General features: G+C 61.2%; 17 protein-coding genes and 1 tRNA gene. 14 read left to right on the top strand and 4 right to left on the bottom strand.

What is annotated here, in order from left to right; all coding sequences use genetic code 11:
• Positions 1–24 precede the first annotated feature (24 nt).
• The gene (locus tag RIG82_05340) at positions 25–993 is read right to left on the bottom strand and encodes a hypothetical protein (protein MEQ9460355.1); all 969 of its coding nucleotides are present in this window, start codon (positions 991–993) and stop codon (positions 25–27) included.
• Positions 994–1,089: 96 nt separating this feature from the next.
• On the bottom strand, positions 1,090–1,821 hold the full coding sequence (locus RIG82_05335; protein MEQ9460354.1) for a prepilin-type N-terminal cleavage/methylation domain-containing protein: 732 nt from the start codon (positions 1,819–1,821) through the stop codon (positions 1,090–1,092).
• Between the two features lie 84 nt (positions 1,822–1,905).
• Between RIG82_05335 and RIG82_05330 the strand changes: the two genes are divergently transcribed.
• The 6 genes from RIG82_05330 to RIG82_05305 all read left to right on the top strand — a co-directional run bounded on the left by RIG82_05330 (position 1,906) and on the right by RIG82_05305 (position 7,247).
• Complete coding sequence (locus RIG82_05330; protein MEQ9460353.1) at positions 1,906–2,550, top strand: PEP-CTERM sorting domain-containing protein; 645 nt, start codon at positions 1,906–1,908, stop codon at positions 2,548–2,550.
• A 107-nt stretch (positions 2,551–2,657) separates the two neighbouring features.
• Complete coding sequence (locus RIG82_05325) at positions 2,658–3,071, top strand: Fur family transcriptional regulator (GenBank protein MEQ9460352.1); 414 nt, start codon at positions 2,658–2,660, stop codon at positions 3,069–3,071.
• A 113-nt stretch (positions 3,072–3,184) separates the two neighbouring features.
• Complete coding sequence (locus RIG82_05320; GenBank protein ID MEQ9460351.1) at positions 3,185–3,958, top strand: lamin tail domain-containing protein; 774 nt, start codon at positions 3,185–3,187, stop codon at positions 3,956–3,958.
• A 64-nt stretch (positions 3,959–4,022) separates the two neighbouring features.
• Positions 4,023–4,718, top strand: coding sequence for a PEP-CTERM sorting domain-containing protein (locus RIG82_05315; GenBank protein MEQ9460350.1), 696 nt, complete (start codon positions 4,023–4,025; stop codon positions 4,716–4,718).
• A 116-nt stretch (positions 4,719–4,834) separates the two neighbouring features.
• Complete coding sequence (locus RIG82_05310; protein ID MEQ9460349.1) at positions 4,835–6,253, top strand: PEP-CTERM sorting domain-containing protein; 1,419 nt, start codon at positions 4,835–4,837, stop codon at positions 6,251–6,253.
• 73 nt (positions 6,254–6,326) lie between these two features.
• On the top strand, positions 6,327–7,247 hold the full coding sequence (locus RIG82_05305) for a prepilin-type N-terminal cleavage/methylation domain-containing protein (GenBank protein MEQ9460348.1): 921 nt from the start codon (positions 6,327–6,329) through the stop codon (positions 7,245–7,247).
• Between the two features lie 12 nt (positions 7,248–7,259).
• Here the strand turns inward: RIG82_05305 and RIG82_05300 are convergent, their stop codons facing one another.
• Positions 7,260–7,628, bottom strand: coding sequence for a hypothetical protein (locus RIG82_05300; GenBank protein MEQ9460347.1), 369 nt, complete (start codon positions 7,626–7,628; stop codon positions 7,260–7,262).
• Positions 7,629–7,925: 297 nt separating this feature from the next.
• Between RIG82_05300 and RIG82_05295 the strand changes: the two genes are divergently transcribed.
• From RIG82_05295 to RIG82_05280, 4 genes are all read left to right on the top strand, one after another.
• Positions 7,926–8,588 carry a hypothetical protein gene (locus RIG82_05295; protein MEQ9460346.1) on the top strand — a complete coding sequence of 221 codons (663 nt, stop codon included), beginning with the start codon at positions 7,926–7,928 and terminating at the stop codon, positions 8,586–8,588.
• Complete coding sequence (locus RIG82_05290) at positions 8,585–10,027, top strand: RimK family protein (protein MEQ9460345.1); 1,443 nt, start codon at positions 8,585–8,587, stop codon at positions 10,025–10,027. Before RIG82_05295 ends, RIG82_05290 begins: the two co-directional genes overlap by 4 nt.
• Entirely contained in the window at positions 10,027–11,271 is a 1,245-nt protein-coding gene (locus tag RIG82_05285) for a glutamate-cysteine ligase family protein (protein ID MEQ9460344.1), read from the top strand. The genes RIG82_05290 and RIG82_05285 overlap by 1 nt, the downstream gene beginning before the upstream one ends.
• Before the next feature lie 48 nt (positions 11,272–11,319).
• Positions 11,320–11,391, top strand: a tRNA-Gly gene (locus tag RIG82_05280).
• A gap of 68 nt (positions 11,392–11,459) precedes the next feature.
• Here RIG82_05280 and RIG82_05275 read toward each other — a convergent pair.
• Positions 11,460–12,026 carry a hypothetical protein gene (locus RIG82_05275; protein ID MEQ9460343.1) on the bottom strand — a complete coding sequence of 189 codons (567 nt, stop codon included), beginning with the start codon at positions 12,024–12,026 and terminating at the stop codon, positions 11,460–11,462.
• A 692-nt stretch (positions 12,027–12,718) separates the two neighbouring features.
• Between RIG82_05275 and RIG82_05270 the strand changes: the two genes are divergently transcribed.
• The 4 genes from RIG82_05270 to RIG82_05255 all read left to right on the top strand — a co-directional run.
• Positions 12,719–13,780: a family 16 glycosylhydrolase gene (locus RIG82_05270; protein MEQ9460342.1), complete on the top strand. Its 1,062-nt coding sequence runs from the start codon at positions 12,719–12,721 to the stop codon at positions 13,778–13,780.
• Positions 13,781–13,853: 73 nt separating this feature from the next.
• Entirely contained in the window at positions 13,854–14,426 is a 573-nt protein-coding gene (locus tag RIG82_05265) for a hypothetical protein (GenBank protein ID MEQ9460341.1), read from the top strand.
• A 183-nt stretch (positions 14,427–14,609) separates the two neighbouring features.
• Positions 14,610–15,920 (top strand): xylose isomerase, encoded by a 1,311-nt coding sequence (gene xylA / locus RIG82_05260; GenBank protein MEQ9460340.1) that lies wholly within the window; start codon positions 14,610–14,612, stop codon positions 15,918–15,920.
• A 22-nt stretch (positions 15,921–15,942) separates the two neighbouring features.
• A partial coding sequence (locus RIG82_05255) for an FGGY family carbohydrate kinase (protein MEQ9460339.1) occupies positions 15,943–16,899 on the top strand: 957 nt, incomplete at its 3' end.

The following is a 16,899-nucleotide window of genomic DNA, read 5'->3' as shown; positions in this document are numbered from 1 at the left end:
TCCTCTGCAAAATGAGTCGAGTCATCATGGTCTCATTCGACGAACCATCAACACCCCCAGAATACCGCCCAGCAACCCAACAGGCTCGGGAACAGCCACATTTTCTGCCGTTTCGCCAAAACCACTGGCCAGCAAGGAGAGATCCACCAGATCAACCACCCCATCCCCGCTGAAGTCCCCCATCGCCCAACCACCAGGACCACCAAACCCAGAAGCCAGCACAGATAAATCAATCAGGTCCACCCGCCCATCAAAGTTCGCATCCCCACGCGCAATCTGCGCCAGCTCATCCAGCCAAACATCCACATCCTCCGGCCCCAACGCACCATCGCGATCCAGATCAAACGCCACGTCATATGACCCGCCCACACCCGCCGCCAGCGCATCAACATCACTCGCGGTCAGTCGATAGTCGTCGTCGTAATCACCGCCCACCACAAAAACTATCGGGAACACCGCTGACCCGCTCAGCAGATCAGTCTGCGTCAACGGCACCAACGAAAAAAAACCCTCCACACGACCCACAAACCCCTCATCCCCTGTGCGCAGGATGTACGTCGGATGAAAATCCAGACCGTTGCCAGGCGCATTCAGCACCAGCCGATCCCCAACACCATCCAGCAACGCCTGGCCAAACGCGAACGCCTCAAACATCGCGTCCAGCGACACCGCCTCCAACGCAACCTGAGGATGAGACAGCCCAAACGCGCTGAAACTCAAAAAACCATAGCCCTCCGCCAGACCCGTCGTCGCTGTCCGAAAAGCGATGTCCTGAGTAGCCGAGAAAACCAGATTGATATGACCCGAACCGCCCTCCGGCAGAAACTCCGAGAACGTATCAATCACGATCGCTTCACCCCGAACCACCCCATCAAACCCCACCGCAAGCTGACCATCCGACCGCACACCGATATCAAGATGCGGAGATAAATCCTGAGCCATGACGACCGAGCCAAGACACATCGCCAGACCACAAAAAAACAACGGCTTCATATCTCGGTCTCCTTTGCCTCTAGTAACTCAGGTCACGAATCTACGCGTGTATAGGTAGGGCGGACGGGGCGGGGTGCGGGGTGCGGGGGGGGGGGGTTAGCGCGGGTCGTAGTGATTCACACTAGGAACAAAAGGCGGGCCACTCATGGTCTCCTCCCAATCCAGGCTCGCCGCATGACCATCCAGATACAGATAGTTCGACGAAGACGCATGCCGATCGATCGCCATCTGCTGGCCCACCACCGAGGCTCGCTGCGCAGGCGGCATCGTCAACCACGCCTCCGGATGCACATGGTCCGAAACCGCAAAACCCGGGTCCTCCTCCGCCAACTCCACCGCATAGATCGTCTCGGTCGCCCGCGCAATCCGGTCCAGATCCCGGTAGTCCTCAAACCCCGGCACATTCCCGGTGATCAGATTGTTCAGCGCATAACTCACCAGCCTCAACCGACCGAGCGTCGGCGACACCTCTTCCCAATACACACTCACATCCGATGGACACCGCCCAACCAGGGAACCATCCGCATAAGCACTCAACGTGAAAAACCACGACCCCTGCTCATTCAGCCCCACACCCCCCGCATGATTCAGCCCCGCCCCAGGCAGCAGACCATCGTGATCCTGAACATACGCGTACACCCCCACCCCGACCTGACGCAGATTCGACAGACACACCGCCGATCGCGCCGTGTCCCGAGCCGCCCCCAACGCTGGCAGCAGAATCCCGATCAGCAACGCGATGATCGAGATCACCACCAGCAGCTCAATCAGCGTGAAACCACGCCTCCGTATTTGAGAATCTTTTATCAACATGGCTTGACGGTTCATGATAATGAGTTTATGTTCTCAGTCAAGTGAAACTGATAAATCGTTCTCATGTACCGATCGGCCCTTATTCTCGGAGAAATGATCATGAAGCTCGATGCCCGCCCGACACTCGCCCTCCTGGCCGCCCTGTCCATCACAGTCCCCGCCCACGCTGATGAGGGCGACGCCGCCCCTCACGTCCTGATCGGCGTCCTCTCCGGCACCACCCAGATCGGCGTAGGGTTTGAGGGCGCAACCACCGATGCCTCCGGCAATGTGCTCGTCCAGGTGCCCGTCTTCGAAAACCTAATCCCGCTCACGCCACTCTCCGGCTTCCGCAACATCCCCTTCGATCCCGACAACGACCTCGCCTTCGAAGCCCCTGGCGACGAAGAAGCCGATGAACTCGAAGATTTCGGACTCATCGCCGCACCCACCTCCGCCCTCTTTGCCCTCGAAGCCGTTGACCTCCCCGCCGACTTCGCCATCTTCGTCGTCGGCCAGACCGTCATGGAAACAACTGGCGACAGCATCCAACTCGGCAGCCCCGAGTTCGACCTCCACCCCCTCTACGTCCTCGAAACACTCAACCCCTCAGCGACCGGTCCAACCACCGGCCTGTTCCGCATCATCGACCTCAATGGCGGACTGCTCCCCTCAGACACCTTCGGGATCACCCTCGCCGTCCCCGAGCCCGCCTCCGCAGCCATCCTTGGCCTCGCAGGCCTGACCCTGATCCGCCGCCGCTAAGTCCCAGACACCCGATGCATCCCGAAAACTCGCGGCCGGGCGGCCTCAACAGGCCGCCCGACTTTTCATCACAGGGAGACCACCCTCCTTTGGCCTATGATGACAGGATGAATCAGAAGCCTCAGCACGCTACCGACAAGCAACCCAAACGCCGTACCCAGCAGCGCGACTCCATCCGCAAAGTCCTCGAAGACGCCGGACGACCCCTCGCCGTCCAGGAGATCCTCGACGCCGCAGGTGCCGAACTCCCCAACCTCGGCCAGGCCACCGTCTACCGAGCCATCCACCACTTCGACGATCTTGGCATGCTCTCGCCTATCGATCTCCCAGGCGAACCCACCCGCTACGAATGGAAACGACCCGACGCACACGCACACTTCAAATGCGACACCTGCGAGCGCACATTCTGCATCGATTCACAGCGCTTTGAGGTCAGCGCACGGCTCCCCAGCGGCTTCGAGCTGCGCTCACACGAGCTGTTTTTGCACGGAAAATGCCCCGAGTGCGCACACGAACAATGATCAATTAACACAACCGTAACGCCACTAACGCAATCATAACGCGACCTTCACATTTCACTCACCGTTTATAAGTCGTTCAAGGGTACGTTCTCCCATCAAGGGAGACGGACCCAATGCGATCCAAACAAACACGCAACCCCGCACGGGAGAACCTGTCGCTGACCCTCGCGATCAGTGTTCTGCTGCTCACTCTGGGCAGTGCGCACGCCCCAGCACGCGTCATCATCTCCGAAATCTGGCCAGGCGGGCTCCCCGGCGAAGAAGCCAGCTCCGACTGGATCGAAATCACCAACCTCGGTCCCCAGACCATTACCAACCTCGACCAGTGGCACATCCGCGATGTCCCCGTCCCGCCCACCGTGCCCGACGGGCTCTGGCTCTCCGGCGGGCAACTCACAGGCGTGCCCACCCTCGCACCCGGTGAATCCGCCGTCTTCCTCATGAGCTGGGACGACGTGATCCTCGACAACCTCAACCCAACACTCGAAGAGGCCATCGCCGCCTTCCACACCCTCTGGGGCACCGCCAACTCCGACCTCAAGCTCGGCTACACCCTCGACATCAATGGCGGAGGCGGACCCGGCCTCAGCCGCGATGGCGACACCGTCATCCTCTACGACGCCAGCCTCACCGGCGCTAACATCGTCGATACCCAGTCTTTCCCGGTCTCAAACCGAGCCTCATACATCTACAACCCCGCCGCCGACACCTTCGGCGACCTCGCCGTACCAGGACGCTTCGGCGCCTACAACAGCCTCACCGCCAGCAGCACCGACTCCGACCTGCCCGCGATCGCCTCGCCGGGCGCGATCCCCGAGCCCGCGACAGCAGGTGTCCTGGCCCTGCTGCTCGCGCTGACCGTTCGCCGCCACCCAAAAGAAGCCTGATCCGGGTAATGCCACGTGGCTTACCCACTGAATGTGAGATGGAAGAACGCTGAGGAGAACCAAGATGAAGACTCGCATGATGCTGACCCTCGCCGCTGCCGCGGCCATGACACCCGTTGCCTACGGCTCCCCGCTGCTCAAGATCACCGAGGTCTACGAAGGCCTCCCCGGCGACGACGTCACCGGCGACTGGATCGAGATCAGCAACTTCGGCGACATGCCGTTCGTCTTCGGAACCGACGGCGACCTGTTCTACGATGACAGCTCCGCTGACCCGACGACCGACGAAAAAGTCACCGGCATCACCTCCATCGCTCCCGGCGAAGCCGTTGTCGTTGTCCTTGAGAACGACCCTGCCGAAGTGACCACCTTCATCACCTCCTGGGGCTTGTCCGCGAGCGTCCAGGTCGGCTACCTCCTCGGCGACAACCCCGGCGGCCTCAGCCAGGGCGGTGAAACCCTTTACCTGTTTGACAGCAATGGTGCCGGCGCTGGCACGGTCGATGCCGTGTCCTACACCGGCAACGATGCCGACGCGGCCGTCAAGGGGGCCACCTGGACCTACAACCTGGGGGACGACACCTTCGACGGCATCCTGCAGTCGATCGCTGGCGTCGACGGCGCCTTCGTCGCTCCGGTCGCTGGCGGAGACTTCGGCGAGTACCCCCTGATTGGCTCACCCGGTGTGATCCCCGAGCCTGCCTCGCTCGCGCTGCTGGGTCTCGGCGGGCTCGCACTCGCCACCCGTCGCCGCGTCTGATCATTGATTGGAAACTCAACCGTGGCCTCTCGGAAACGAGAGGCCACGGCTTCGCAGGCGGCGTGGCCGCTCGCTCGACAGGGGGATAACGACACAACCCTTTCAAGGAACGCTCGATGCTCCGAATGACAACCGCCGCCGGCCTGGCGTTGACGATGATGACCTGTGTCTCCGCTCACGCTCAGTTGCTGCTCAATGAGGCAAACTCCGTTGGCGCAGACAGGTACCTTGAGTTCGACCTCAACAAGCCCTACGAGGGCTATGACTTCGGCACGATTCTCTACTCGGGCAACACCAACCCGGTCAACGCCCCGGTCTCGCCCGGCAACCCGTTCCCGGATGTTGATGCGAGGACGCCTGAGATCGACACGACCCTCCCCAACGGCTGGGCGGGATCGACCGGCTGGGCGCGAGTCCTCGGCAATGGCGGAGACTGGATCGAGCTGGTCGTGACGACCGATCACGCCGACCTGCGTGGATGGACGCTCTACTGGGAAAACGATGAGGTCGATGCCAACGGCAACGCCGTGCAGACCGGCCTGAACCCCGGCAACCTCCTCGCTGGCGAGCACCCAGACGAGCGAGGCTTCATCAAGTTCACTCAAAACGATGTGTGGTCGAATCTCCGCCAGGGCACGATCATCACCATCAGCGAGCAGAACACGGTGATCGAACGCCGTGACCTCTACCCCACCGCCCCCGGCGGGGTCGGCCAGTTCAATACCGGCTTCAGCTACGACCTCAGCACCGACCTCAGCTACAGCCCCAAAGACGGCGATTGGCACATCCACCTCCACCTCGATGAGAACCTGACCGATGCCGGCCAGGCGACCGAGTACTTCGAGGGCTTGTCCGACATGAAGGTCGATAACGACAACTGGCGCATGGCGATCTTCAACGCCTCGAACACGGCGTTGGCCGGTCAGGTCGAAGCGCTCACAGGTCGTGGGGCACTCGACCTCACCACGGGCCTCGTTGGTGAGTTCATCGGCGAGATCGGCCAGCCCACCGGGCCAGACGGAGCGGGCTACGGTGCCGGAGCAACTGATGACTGGGGCAGCTCGACAGGCGCTGGTGGCCTTGGAAATCAAGAGGTCCTCAACTACCATGGCGCCGTCGGGACCAACCTGGTCGGGGCCGACAGCACCAGCGATAATGAGGACTACGAGGATGTTGACTTCTCAACCTTCGGTAACCCCAACCTCTTCAACGCCGGCGGGATCGAGAACGCACTGACCGGCGTCCAGGACTTCTCCGAGGTCTGGGCCTGGATCAACAGCATCCTCGATGGCGACGCGAATCTCGATGGCACCGTCGATCTGATTGACCTGAGCGTGCTGGCATCGAACTTCGGTGCATCGGCGACCACCATCCAGTGGGTTGATGGCGATTTCAACGCTGACGACACGGTCGACCTGGTGGACCTGAGCCTCTTGGCCAGCAACTTCGGCAGCAGTTCGCCGGTTCCTGAGCCAGCAAGTCTCGCCATGCTGACTCTTGGCGCGGCCGCGATGCTCCGCCGACGGGTGGGTTGAGGACTGTCTAAGGACGGGGAAGAAACGGATCGGGAACGGTGATCCTTCTCGCCCTTGTGGCCGGAGTTGATGAATGCTCAAAAGAAACCAACGTGGTTTTACGCTGATCGAGTTGCTGGTGGTGATCTCGATCATCGCGTTGCTGATCGGGATCCTGCTGCCCGCGCTCGGTTCCGCACGTGGGGCCGCGCGGAACTTGGCCTGCCTGTCGAACATCAGGCAGTGGGGCATCGGCAACGCGATCTTCACCGAAGATTACAAGGGGCTGATGCCCGAGGACGGCCCGGACAACCCGGGGTACGAGTTCTGGAATGTTCGCGGCCGGACGATCCCTGCCTGGCAGGCGGACTTTTACTGGTTCAACGATGTGGTCGCCAATCTCAATGGCGGGGAACGCTACCGCGACACCATCGCACGGGCCCAGGCCAGCGGGAACGCCAGGGATGTTCCTCTGCCCGGCGACGGGTCGATCTTCGTCTGCCCCAGCGCAGAGTTGCCGCAGTCGCCCGAGATCGAAGCGCCGTATCAGATAGGCTTTTCAAGCCCTCCCGCTTACTTCTACTTCAACTACGTCCCGAACTCGAAGCTCGATCAGAGCAGCACCGCCTCCTGGCCTGGTGCTGTGAACGCTTCGGGCAACGAACCGATCATCACGATGAGCCTGAATCAGATGCCCAATCCCTCTGCCACCGTCGCCATGATCGAGCTTCGGTCGACCAACAACGAATACCCCACCAACAGCAGCGGACAGACCATCGACCTCAACGGCAACGTGATCAGCAACAGTATTGATCGTACCCGTGGCGACTGGCAGCGCATCGCCCGTCGCCACGGCGACAGCTGCAACATGACCTTTTCAGACGGCCACGGCGAGAGCGTCAGCGTTCAATATGCGACGGATACATCAGGTACTGATTCAGTCTCGGGTCAGGCTGGCGGGCTGAATAAGCCTGATTTGATCTGGAACCCGCTTGGCACAGCGATCCCCAACTGACGATACGGATCGTTAGTGCTCATCATCCCGATGTACCGTCTCCGGTGAGAACGCCGGAAGGCACACCGCGATGTAGTCGGCGCCGCCCGGCTCGGGCGTGCTGTAGCGGACCCATTCTCCAGGCTCGGTGATGATGGCCTGACCAGCGGCCACCCGGTACTCCCCGGTCCGCGTTTCGACCCGCAGCATCCCCCGAAGCACCAGCGTGTACTCCGCGAACTCCGGCGTCTGACCCGGCTCGGACCACCCCTCGGGGCTCTTCATCTGGGCCACACTCAGGGCGTCACTTCCGGTGTTCACTCGGCCGACATACTCGTCAATGATCTTCGGCTGGGAGCCGACCGCAGTCACACGAGAGGGTTGGTCAATCAGTCGGGGCATGACGGGTCCTGTCTTGGGTTGGAAAGTTTTGGTTGTAAACGTCACGGGCTGGCTGGCTAAGTGTATGCCGCTGCCAACCGGGTACAATCCGCCACTCTTGGAGCCCTTGCTGGCTCTGGGTCAGAGGAAATGATGGCTGATCTCAACTCGAAACCAGTTGGCGACGCCAGCGGTGCTCGTGGCGATCACTCGGCAAGCGTACCCAGTGTGCTACCGGTTGACATTCTGCCCCAACCCGATGACGAGACCTGCGGACCAACCTGTTTGCATGCGGTCTACCGTTACTGGGGCTCGCAGATGTCCCTTGAAGAGGTGATCGCCTCAGCGGCCACGCTGGGGATTTCTGATGAAGGCCGCGGCACCCTCGCGGTCATGCTGGGCGTCGATGCCCTCAAGCATGGCTATCAGGCAACCCTCTACACCTTCAATCTCCAGGTCTTCGACCCGACCTGGTTTGATGAGCACGGGCAAGCAGACGAGACCGTGCTGGCCGAGCGGTTGAGGCTGCAACTCAAGGCCAAGGGCGATGGCAACCCGAAGTTCCGCCTGGCCACCGAGTTCTACCTCAAGTTTATTGAAGAGGGGGGTGAGATCTGTTTTAAGGACCTCACCAGCCGCCTGATTTCGGGATTCATCCGCGACGGGATACCCGTTCTCACTGGGCTCAGCGCGACCTACCTCTACCGATGCGCGCGAGAGTTCGGACCCAACGATGATTACGATGACATCCGCGGCGACCCGATGGGCCATTTCGTGGTCCTACATGGATACGAGGGACGCGGACGCCGTGTGACCATCGCCGATCCCCTCGCCGACAATCCCGGCTTTTCCTCGCAGCGATACACCGTCTCCATGTCTCGGCTCGTGCCAGCGATCATGCTCGGCATCCTGACCTACGACGCCAATCTGCTCGTCCTTGAGCCAGCGGGGCGGGGTGATAAGAAAGCGATCAACCGATGAAGCCGTTGCTGGTGGTGGACGCGCCCGAGCGTTGGCCCCTCACGATCCCCGGGATGGAAGTCGTCTCGGCCTACCGATACCTGTCTGACGCCGAGTTGGCCCAAGGAGCCGGGCGGAAGGTGTTTAACCTCTGCAGGTCGTTCAAATACCAGGCCGAGGGCTACTACGTCTCGCTCCTGGCCGAGGCTCGCGGGCATCGGCCGCTCCCATCGATTGCGGCGATCCAGGACCTCAAACTCGCCCCGGTTGTCCGGCTTGCCGCACAGGATTTGGACGACCTGATCCAGTCCAGCCTCAAGCGGATCAAGTCGAGCACCTTCGAACTCTCCGTCTACTTCGGCCACAACACCGCCTCGGCGCACGATCGACTGGCGCTCGCGTTGTTCAATGCCTTCCCCGCCCCCTTGCTTCGTGCAAAGTTCGAGCACGATGGCTGCTGGCAACTTTCGAGTGTTCGTGTCATCGGCCTGGCGGATGTACCCGAATCGCATTACCCGTTCGTCATCGAGCAGGCATCCCGCTATCTCAAGCGCACGCCGAGAAGAAGCAAAGCCTCCCCGCCAACCAAGTATGACCTCGCCATCCTCCACAACCCCAACGACCCGATGCCGCCGTCGAACCCCGAGGCGATCCAGAAGTTCGTGGAAGCCGGTGAATCCCTGGGCATCGGCTGCACGCTGATCGAAAAGGACAGTTACGGCCGCATCGCCGAGTACGACGCCCTCTTTATTCGCGATACGACCGCTGTCGATCACTACACGTATCGCTTTGCCCGTCGAGCCGCCGCCGAGGGCCTCGTCGTGATCGACGACCCCGGTTCCATCGTTCGCTGCACCAACAAGGTCTTCCTCGCTGAGTCAATGTCGCGACATCGACTCGCCTCACCCAAGACCATGATCCTGACCGTTGAGAACGCCCTTGAAGGCATCCGGTCGATCGGGTTTCCCTGTGTCATCAAGCAGCCCGACAGCTCGTTCTCGGCCGGGGTGACGAGGATCGACGAAGACGTTGACCTCGATCAACAGGTCTCCGAGCTATTCCAGAGTTCCGAGCTGGTTATCGCACAGGAATACATGCCCACTGATTTCGACTGGCGCATCGGCGTCCTCGATGGTGAACCACTTTTTGCCTGCCGCTACGGCATGGCCCCCGACCACTGGCAGATCTACAAACGCGGTGACGCAGGTCTCGAGGAGGGCGATGCTGAAACCATGCCCGTCAAAAAAGCGCCACAGGACGTCATCCGTCTCGCGGTCCGTGCCGCCAATCTCATGGGCGATGGGCTCTACGGCGTAGACCTCAAGGTCGTTTACGGCAAGCCCGTCGTGATCGAGGTCAACGACAACCCAAACATTGATGCGGGTGTAGAAGACCTTTTTCTCGGTGATGAACTCTACCTCCGGATCATGCTCTCCTTCTTTAAGCGGTTAGGGTCCTGATGAGTGATCCGGCATCATGGCGTTATCCGATCGGGCTGTTCGAAGCCTTCGGCGTCGAGCTCGAGTACATGATCGTCGATCGTGACACGCTCGATATCCGTCCCATCGCGGATCAACTCTTCAAGGCAGCAGGCGGGCAAGTCGCCAGCGACATCGAGCCCGATGGACCCGACGGGATCGTGTCCTGGTCCAACGAGTTGGTCTTGCATGTGGTTGAGATCAAGACCCAGCGACCTGCTCTCAGCCTGACCGGTCTCGTCGATGCCTTTCAGAGTCACGTCAACCGCATCAATGACCTGCTGTCTCCCATGAACGCCATGCTGCTGCCTACGGGCATGCACCCGTGGATGGACCCCACAGAAGCAACACTCTGGCCCCACGAGTACACCGAGGTCTACCGAACCTATGACCGGATCTTCGACTGCCGCGGCCACGGCTGGAGCAACCTTCAAAGTGCTCACCTCAATCTTCCGTTCCGCAATGACGAAGAGTTCGGTCGATTGCATGCTGCAGTTCGTGCGGTGCTCCCGCTCATCCCTGCGATCGCCGCTAGCTCACCACTGGTCGAAGGAAAACGAGGTTCTCATCTCGACAGTCGACTCGATTTCTACGCCAAGAACGCCAGGCGCATCCCGATGATGACAGGTCTGGTCATCCCCGAACCCGTCTTTACCCGAAGCGACTACGAGCAGCAGATTCTTCAACGCCTGTACGATGATCTCCGCCCGCACGACCCCGAAGGCATCCTCCGTCACGAGTTCGCGAACGCCCGCGGGGCCATGGCTCGCTTCGATCGCGGGGCCATCGAGGTCCGACTCGTGGACCTCCAGGAGTGCCCGCTGGCGGACCTTGCCATCCTCGCTCAACTTGCCGAGGTCATCAGAGCCCTCACCGAAGATCGATGGGCCGATCAACAAGCCCTGCGAGATCTGTCGACCGAGACGCTTCACCACACGCTCGAGGCGACCATCCACCAGGCTGAAGCCGCAGTCATCGCCGACCCCAGCCTCCTCCGCGTCCTTGGCGTCAACGACAAGAAACTCAAGGCCCAGGAACTCTGGCTGGCGCTGCACGAACAAACACCGTCACAAGACACCGCCTTGCGAGAGGCCGCGAGCAAACTCCTCCACTCCGGATCGCTCTCCACCCGCATCCTCAAGGCAACCGAGCACACTCCCGACCTCCGCACCGTCTACCGCCTCGCCGCCGAATCCCTGAGCACAGGCCAGCTCCTGACCCCCTGATCCCTGTTGCGGCTGCGCATCGAGGCTTGGTAAACTACCGATCACCCTGCGGGTGTAGTTCAGTGGTAGAACGTCAGCTTCCCAAGCTGAATGTCGTCGGTTCGATCCCGATCACCCGCTCTTGAAATGGCCAAGGGCCGCCCCGCGTGGGACGGCCCTTGGTCATGTCTGCACGGTCGTGGGTGCGCTCAGCGGCGGCGTCGGGTCAGCGCGAGGGCGCCGACGGCGAGGAGGGAGGCGGCGCCGGGGGCGGGGACGATGACGATGTTGTCGACGTTACTCCAACGAAACCCGCGGAACTTCAGCCACTGCACGCCCTCCCACGCCGACGAGTCGGCGTTGATTGTTTGTACAGGGCTTCCTAGAACGGATGGCCAATTCCAGAGCACGCCTTTGTCGGTGGCAACCTGAGCAAACCAGCCGATATCACCGGTATCTTCCGGCGACGAGGTAAGGTTCGTCCCACCGTCAAATGACGCGAGCGAGAAGATCGAGCCGTCGATGGCCTCCATGCGTACCACGGCGTTGTCGCTGTTGCCATCGTTGGTCAGGGCACCCGAACGGATTTTAATCTGGCGTGGTATTGACCCGGTCACCGAGAACACGAACCCGTCTTCTTGGTAGCCGGTGATGTTGGTGCCCACCGGCGTGTCCGGAACGTTGAAGTCGATGACGACGGGGTTGCTGGGCGTCTGGGCGAGCGCGGCGGGCGCGAGGAGCGCGGCGGCGCACACGACACTGGCGGTGCGGATCATGGGTGTTTCTCTCTCTCTCGGGCGCGTTCGGCGCCCTGTGGTGTGACGAGTCTCGCATCAGACTACCCCCCCCGCCCAGATCACAAATTATTTTGCAGCGGGGTGATCAAAGCAGCCGGCGGACAACCCAGATTGACACGCGCCGCGCGGTGTTGGAGCGCGGTGTAGAACCCCTCTACACCGCGCGACGGCAGCAAATCGGTGGGATCCGCCGCAAGGCCCGCATCGCTTGCAATCTGGAAACCTCGGCTATAGCGTCGCTTACGCGTTTCTGATCTGCAGCCTGGGGCGTTCCCAAGCTGAATGTCGTGGGTTCGAGTCCCATCACCCGCTTTGTTCTGAATCACTAATTGCTGCATCCTGGTCGGGTTTATGGCGATCTTCCGGGACTGAGATTGTCCTTAATCTCGCGTCGAATGGCACCGTCTTGGGCTGTGTGTCGCTGCATGAAGTGTTGGTACAGGATTCGAGGAGCAGCACAGGCTCGCGGAATCTGGGATGGACGACGCGGCGATCGATGCCCTGAAGTTTTTGTCTCGGCATGTCGCCGAAGCATAAGACCGCTCGCCAGTGGCTGGCTAGACTTTATGGATAGGACACCATGATCGCAGTAAGGCCGAGGCACAGGAGCAGGAGCTGATGAGCAGCACGGTTCTGACACGAAGTGAGCCCGTCTGATGAGGGAGCTATCCTTGACGAAGTTTCTATGCTCGACCATCGCTACGCTGTCGGTACTGACAGCCGCCGGACCTCTGCACGCGGCCGAGACGATCATCGATGGATTCAACGGGTCGATCATCAACCCGTCGGTCTGGCAGATCCCGCTGCAGCAGTGGGGGGGTGCTGGAACCAACGGTGGGGTGATCCCTGAGAATGTCTCGATCGCCAACGGGGTCGTCTCGATCGAAGGCAATGGTAATCTCTACACCGGACCCAAGCGCGGATGGAATGCCAACGGCTTCCGCGCGGATCACGGACGACGGACAGGCGGGGCTATTCGTACTCGTGAGTCGCAGGGGCCGGGTCGCTTCGAGGTGCGCATGAAACCGGTCTACGAAGACGGCGTGGTGACCACCATGTGGACCTTCTACTACGACTTCAATGGCGGTAACGTCATCAACCACGAGATCGATATCGAACTCATCCGAAGACAGACCACTTCGCCCACGGGCTTCGAGTCGGATTACGGACTGATGAACACCTGGCTTGGTGAGATCCCGAGTCTGAGCACGATCGAGCACGTCGGGATCGTCGATGGCAGCGGCACACCCGCTCCTCAGGATGCCGGTCTCTTTCATACCTATCGATTCGACTGGTTCGCAGGACCTGAGGTGGCACATCCGCGGGTCGAGTTTTATGTCGATGGCGTCCACCAGTACACCAGCAGAACACACATCCCGACCATCCCCGGCGAGTTCAGTGTCGGCCTTTGGTTTCCCAACGGCTGGGCCGGGGATCCCGATTTCGTGACACGCACGCTGGAGATCGACCGGGTCGCGATCACGCCGATGGAGAACATCATCACCGGCGACGCCAATGGCAACAGCGTGGTCGATCTCGTGGATCTCAGCGTTCTCGCAGCAAACTTCGACACCACCGACAGCGCGTGGTCACTGGGTGATTTCTCAGGCGATGGTTCTGTCGATCTGATCGACCTCAGCGTGCTGGCGTCGAACTTCGGTTCCAGCTCCAACGCCCCCGAGCCGATCACGGCGCTGTCGCTGCTGGCTTGGCTGGTCGTCAGCCGACGATGATGACAGCGAATAGGTCTTTTAGCGGGTACAACCTTGTACGACCCAGTAGCAAACTCACCGCGAGTGACGATCGATGAGCAAACCCATTGTTGTGGTCTCCGGCATCCCGCGATCCGGGACCTCACTGATGATGCAGGCCCTTGATGCAGGCGGGATCCCCAGCCTCAGCGATGGATTACGCTCTGCGGACCCGGACAATCCCAGGGGGTACTACGAGCTCGAGCCCGTGAAGAAGCTCGCTACGCCGGGCGATCGTTCCTGGCTTGAACAAGCCCCCGGCCATGTGATCAAGGTGATCCACAGCCTGGTGCGCCACCTCCCCACGGAGCATCACTACAAGATCATCATGCTGCACCGTGACCTCGACGAGGTCCTCGCCTCGCAGGCTGCGATGCTCCAGCGGCTCGGCAAAACCGGCGGCCGTCTTGATTCAGAACGTCTCAAAGCCATCTTCCGCAAGCAGATAGAGGAAACTGTCGGGCTGATTCAATCTCGCCCGGAGATGGACCTCTATCAAACCGACTATAGGCGTGTCATCCTTGAGCCTCAGCCGGTCATGAGCGAGATCAGTGAGTTCCTTGGCGGCCTGGATGTCGATGCTATGGCCCGAGCTGTTGACCCATCGCTGTACCGCCAGCGTCGCTGAGCCAACATCTAACGATTCACAATCACCGTCAATTAAGCATCGCTCGTTACACTCGGTGCCGTCTCCAAGCATCGCCGCTCAGTCGGTTGTGAGTCACCTGAGCCCTGCTAGTATCATCCACGAATCGCTGTGTTACGAATGGTCCTTCCGTTCACCCTTACCCCCCCCCCCCAGGCCGACACCATGCGCGAGTACTTCCCCAACGTGTTCGAAGTTGCGTTCGAGGGTGCCGATTCGCGTCATCCTCTGGCGTTTAAGCATTATGACGCTGAGGCTCTGATCGCTGGCAAGTCGATGAAGGAGCACCTGCGGTTCGCGGCTTCCTACTGGCACTGCATGAAGGGCTCGGGTGCTGATCCGTTTGGCGTGGGCTGCCGCACGATGCCCTGGCTCGACGCGGCTGATCCGATGACCGCTGCCCACCAGACCATGGACGCCATGTTCGAGTTCACCTCGAAGCTGACGATTCCTTTTTGGTGCTTTCACGACCGGGACATCGCTCCCGAGCGCGACACGCTGGCGCAGGCCAACAAGGACCTCGACGAACTCGTTGATCACGCTGGTCAGCTCCAGAAGTCGACCGGGATCGAGCTGCTCTGGGGCACCGCGTGCCTGTTCATCCACCCGCGTTTTATGGCTGGAGCGGGGACCAGCCCGTCTGCTGATGTTTTTGCGCACGCCGGGGCTCAGATCAAGAAAGCCCTCGAGGCCACGCACCGCCTCGGCGGGCACGGCTACGTCTTCTGGGGCGGGCGTGAGGGCTACGACACGCTGCTCAACACCGATCTCACCCGCGAGCTCGACAACATGGCCCGACTTCTGCATATGGCTGTCGATTACAAAAAGGAGATCGGCTTCGAGGGGCAGTTCTACATCGAGCCTAAACCCAAGGAACCCACCACGCATCAGTACGACTACGACGCCCAGTCGTGCCACGCCTTCCTGCTCAAGTACGGCCTCGAAAAACACTTTAAACTCAACATCGAAGCCAACCACGCCACGCTGGCGGGGCACTCGTTCCACCACGAACTCGCCTACGCCGCCGCCAATAATCTGCTAGGTTCCATCGACGCCAACCGAGGCGACACCCTCATCGGCTGGGACACCGACCAGTTCCCCACCAACCTCTACGACACGACGCTCGCCATGCTCACCGTCCTCCGCGCCGGCGGGCTCACCACCGGCGGGCTGAACTTCGACGCCAAACTCCGCCGGCAATCCACGGAACCGATCGACCTTGTGTACGCGCACATAGGCGGGATGGACGCCTTCGCCCGTGGACTCAAGATTGCCGCCAGGATCATCGCTGACGGCCGCATCGATCAGCTCGTCAGTGAACGCTACGCCAACTGGGATTCACCCCTGGGCAAGACCATCGAGTCCGGCAAAGCCACCCTCGCCGATCTCGAAGCTCACGCCCTCAGAACCAACATCACCTCCGCACCCGTTGGCCGCCAGGAACTCCTCGAAAACCTCCTCAACGAGTCCATCTGAACCTGACCACCGGGAGCACACCATGAGCCAGTCCCTCTGGCTGGGCCTCGACGTCGGCACCCAGTCCACCAAAGTCATCGTTCTTGACGCCGGGACACACAAGGTCATCGCCCGCGCCTCGGTACCCTACGACTTGATCGATGGACTACCCGAAGGTGCCGCCGAGCAGCGTCCCCAGACCTGGGCCGATGCTGTCGCCGCTGCTTTGAATCAAATCAGTCAAGAAGGCGTCAACCTCCATGACATCAAAGGCGTAGGCGTCTCCGGCCAGCAGCACGGGCTGGTTCTGCTCGATCAGCAGGGGCGTCCTGTGCGCGCCGCCAAACTCTGGTGCGACACCGCCACCGCGCCCGAGGCCGAAGATCTCTCCAAGCGCTTTGGCCGTCCCGTGCCCACCGGCTTCACCGCTTCCAAGATTCTCTGGGTCATCAAGCACGAACCCGATCACTGGGCACGAGCCACCCATGTGATGCTCCCCCACGACTACATCAACTACCTCTTGACCGGCCGCCTCACCATGGAGGTCGGCGACGCCTCCGGGTCCGGCTTCTTCGACCCCGCCAACCGATCCTTCAACCGACGCGAGGTCGATCTCATCAGCCCGGACCTCGCCGCCAAACTCCCGGAACTCATCGAAGCTCCCACACCCGCCGGTGCTGTCTCCGTCAATGGTTCGGCATGGTGCGGACTCGCCGAGGGCACGCTCGTCGCCGCTGGGGGCGGAGACAACATGATGTCCGCTATTGGCTCCGGCGCGACGACACCCGGTCCGGTGGTGCTGAGTCTGGGCACCTCCGGCACCGTCTTCGCCTGCGCCGACCAGCCGGTGATCGACCCCGATGGACTCATCGCGCCCTTCTGCTCATCCGCTGGCGACTTCCTCCCGCTGCTCTGCACGATGAACGTCACCGCGGTGACCGAAGAAGTCCGCGAAGCCTTCAACCTCGACCACGAGCAGCTCACCGAACAAGCCGCCGCG

Source organism: Phycisphaeraceae bacterium (genome assembly GCA_040222855.1).
Taxonomy (GTDB): Bacteria; Planctomycetota; Phycisphaerae; order Phycisphaerales; family Phycisphaeraceae; genus Mucisphaera.
This window is presented reverse-complemented; position numbering and strand designations above follow the sequence as displayed.

Coding starts and splice junctions, on each gene's coding strand:
- RIG82_05340 (MEQ9460355.1), bottom strand. CDS start 993: ATGAAGCCGTTGTTTTTTTGTGGTCTGGCGATGTGTCTTGGCTCGGTC.
- RIG82_05335 (MEQ9460354.1), bottom strand. CDS start 1,821: ATGAACCGTCAAGCCATGTTGATAAAAGATTCTCAAATACGGAGGCGT.
- RIG82_05330 (MEQ9460353.1), top strand. CDS start 1,906: ATGAAGCTCGATGCCCGCCCGACACTCGCCCTCCTGGCCGCCCTGTCC.
- RIG82_05325 (MEQ9460352.1), top strand. CDS start 2,658: ATGAATCAGAAGCCTCAGCACGCTACCGACAAGCAACCCAAACGCCGT.
- RIG82_05320 (MEQ9460351.1), top strand. CDS start 3,185: ATGCGATCCAAACAAACACGCAACCCCGCACGGGAGAACCTGTCGCTG.
- RIG82_05315 (MEQ9460350.1), top strand. CDS start 4,023: ATGAAGACTCGCATGATGCTGACCCTCGCCGCTGCCGCGGCCATGACA.
- RIG82_05310 (MEQ9460349.1), top strand. CDS start 4,835: ATGCTCCGAATGACAACCGCCGCCGGCCTGGCGTTGACGATGATGACC.
- RIG82_05305 (MEQ9460348.1), top strand. CDS start 6,327: ATGCTCAAAAGAAACCAACGTGGTTTTACGCTGATCGAGTTGCTGGTG.
- RIG82_05300 (MEQ9460347.1), bottom strand. CDS start 7,628: ATGCCCCGACTGATTGACCAACCCTCTCGTGTGACTGCGGTCGGCTCC.
- RIG82_05295 (MEQ9460346.1), top strand. CDS start 7,926: ATGTCCCTTGAAGAGGTGATCGCCTCAGCGGCCACGCTGGGGATTTCT.
- RIG82_05290 (MEQ9460345.1), top strand. CDS start 8,585: ATGAAGCCGTTGCTGGTGGTGGACGCGCCCGAGCGTTGGCCCCTCACG.
- RIG82_05285 (MEQ9460344.1), top strand. CDS start 10,027: ATGAGTGATCCGGCATCATGGCGTTATCCGATCGGGCTGTTCGAAGCC.
- RIG82_05275 (MEQ9460343.1), bottom strand. CDS start 12,026: ATGATCCGCACCGCCAGTGTCGTGTGCGCCGCCGCGCTCCTCGCGCCC.
- RIG82_05265 (MEQ9460341.1), top strand. CDS start 13,854: ATGAGCAAACCCATTGTTGTGGTCTCCGGCATCCCGCGATCCGGGACC.
- xylA (MEQ9460340.1), top strand. CDS start 14,610: ATGCGCGAGTACTTCCCCAACGTGTTCGAAGTTGCGTTCGAGGGTGCC.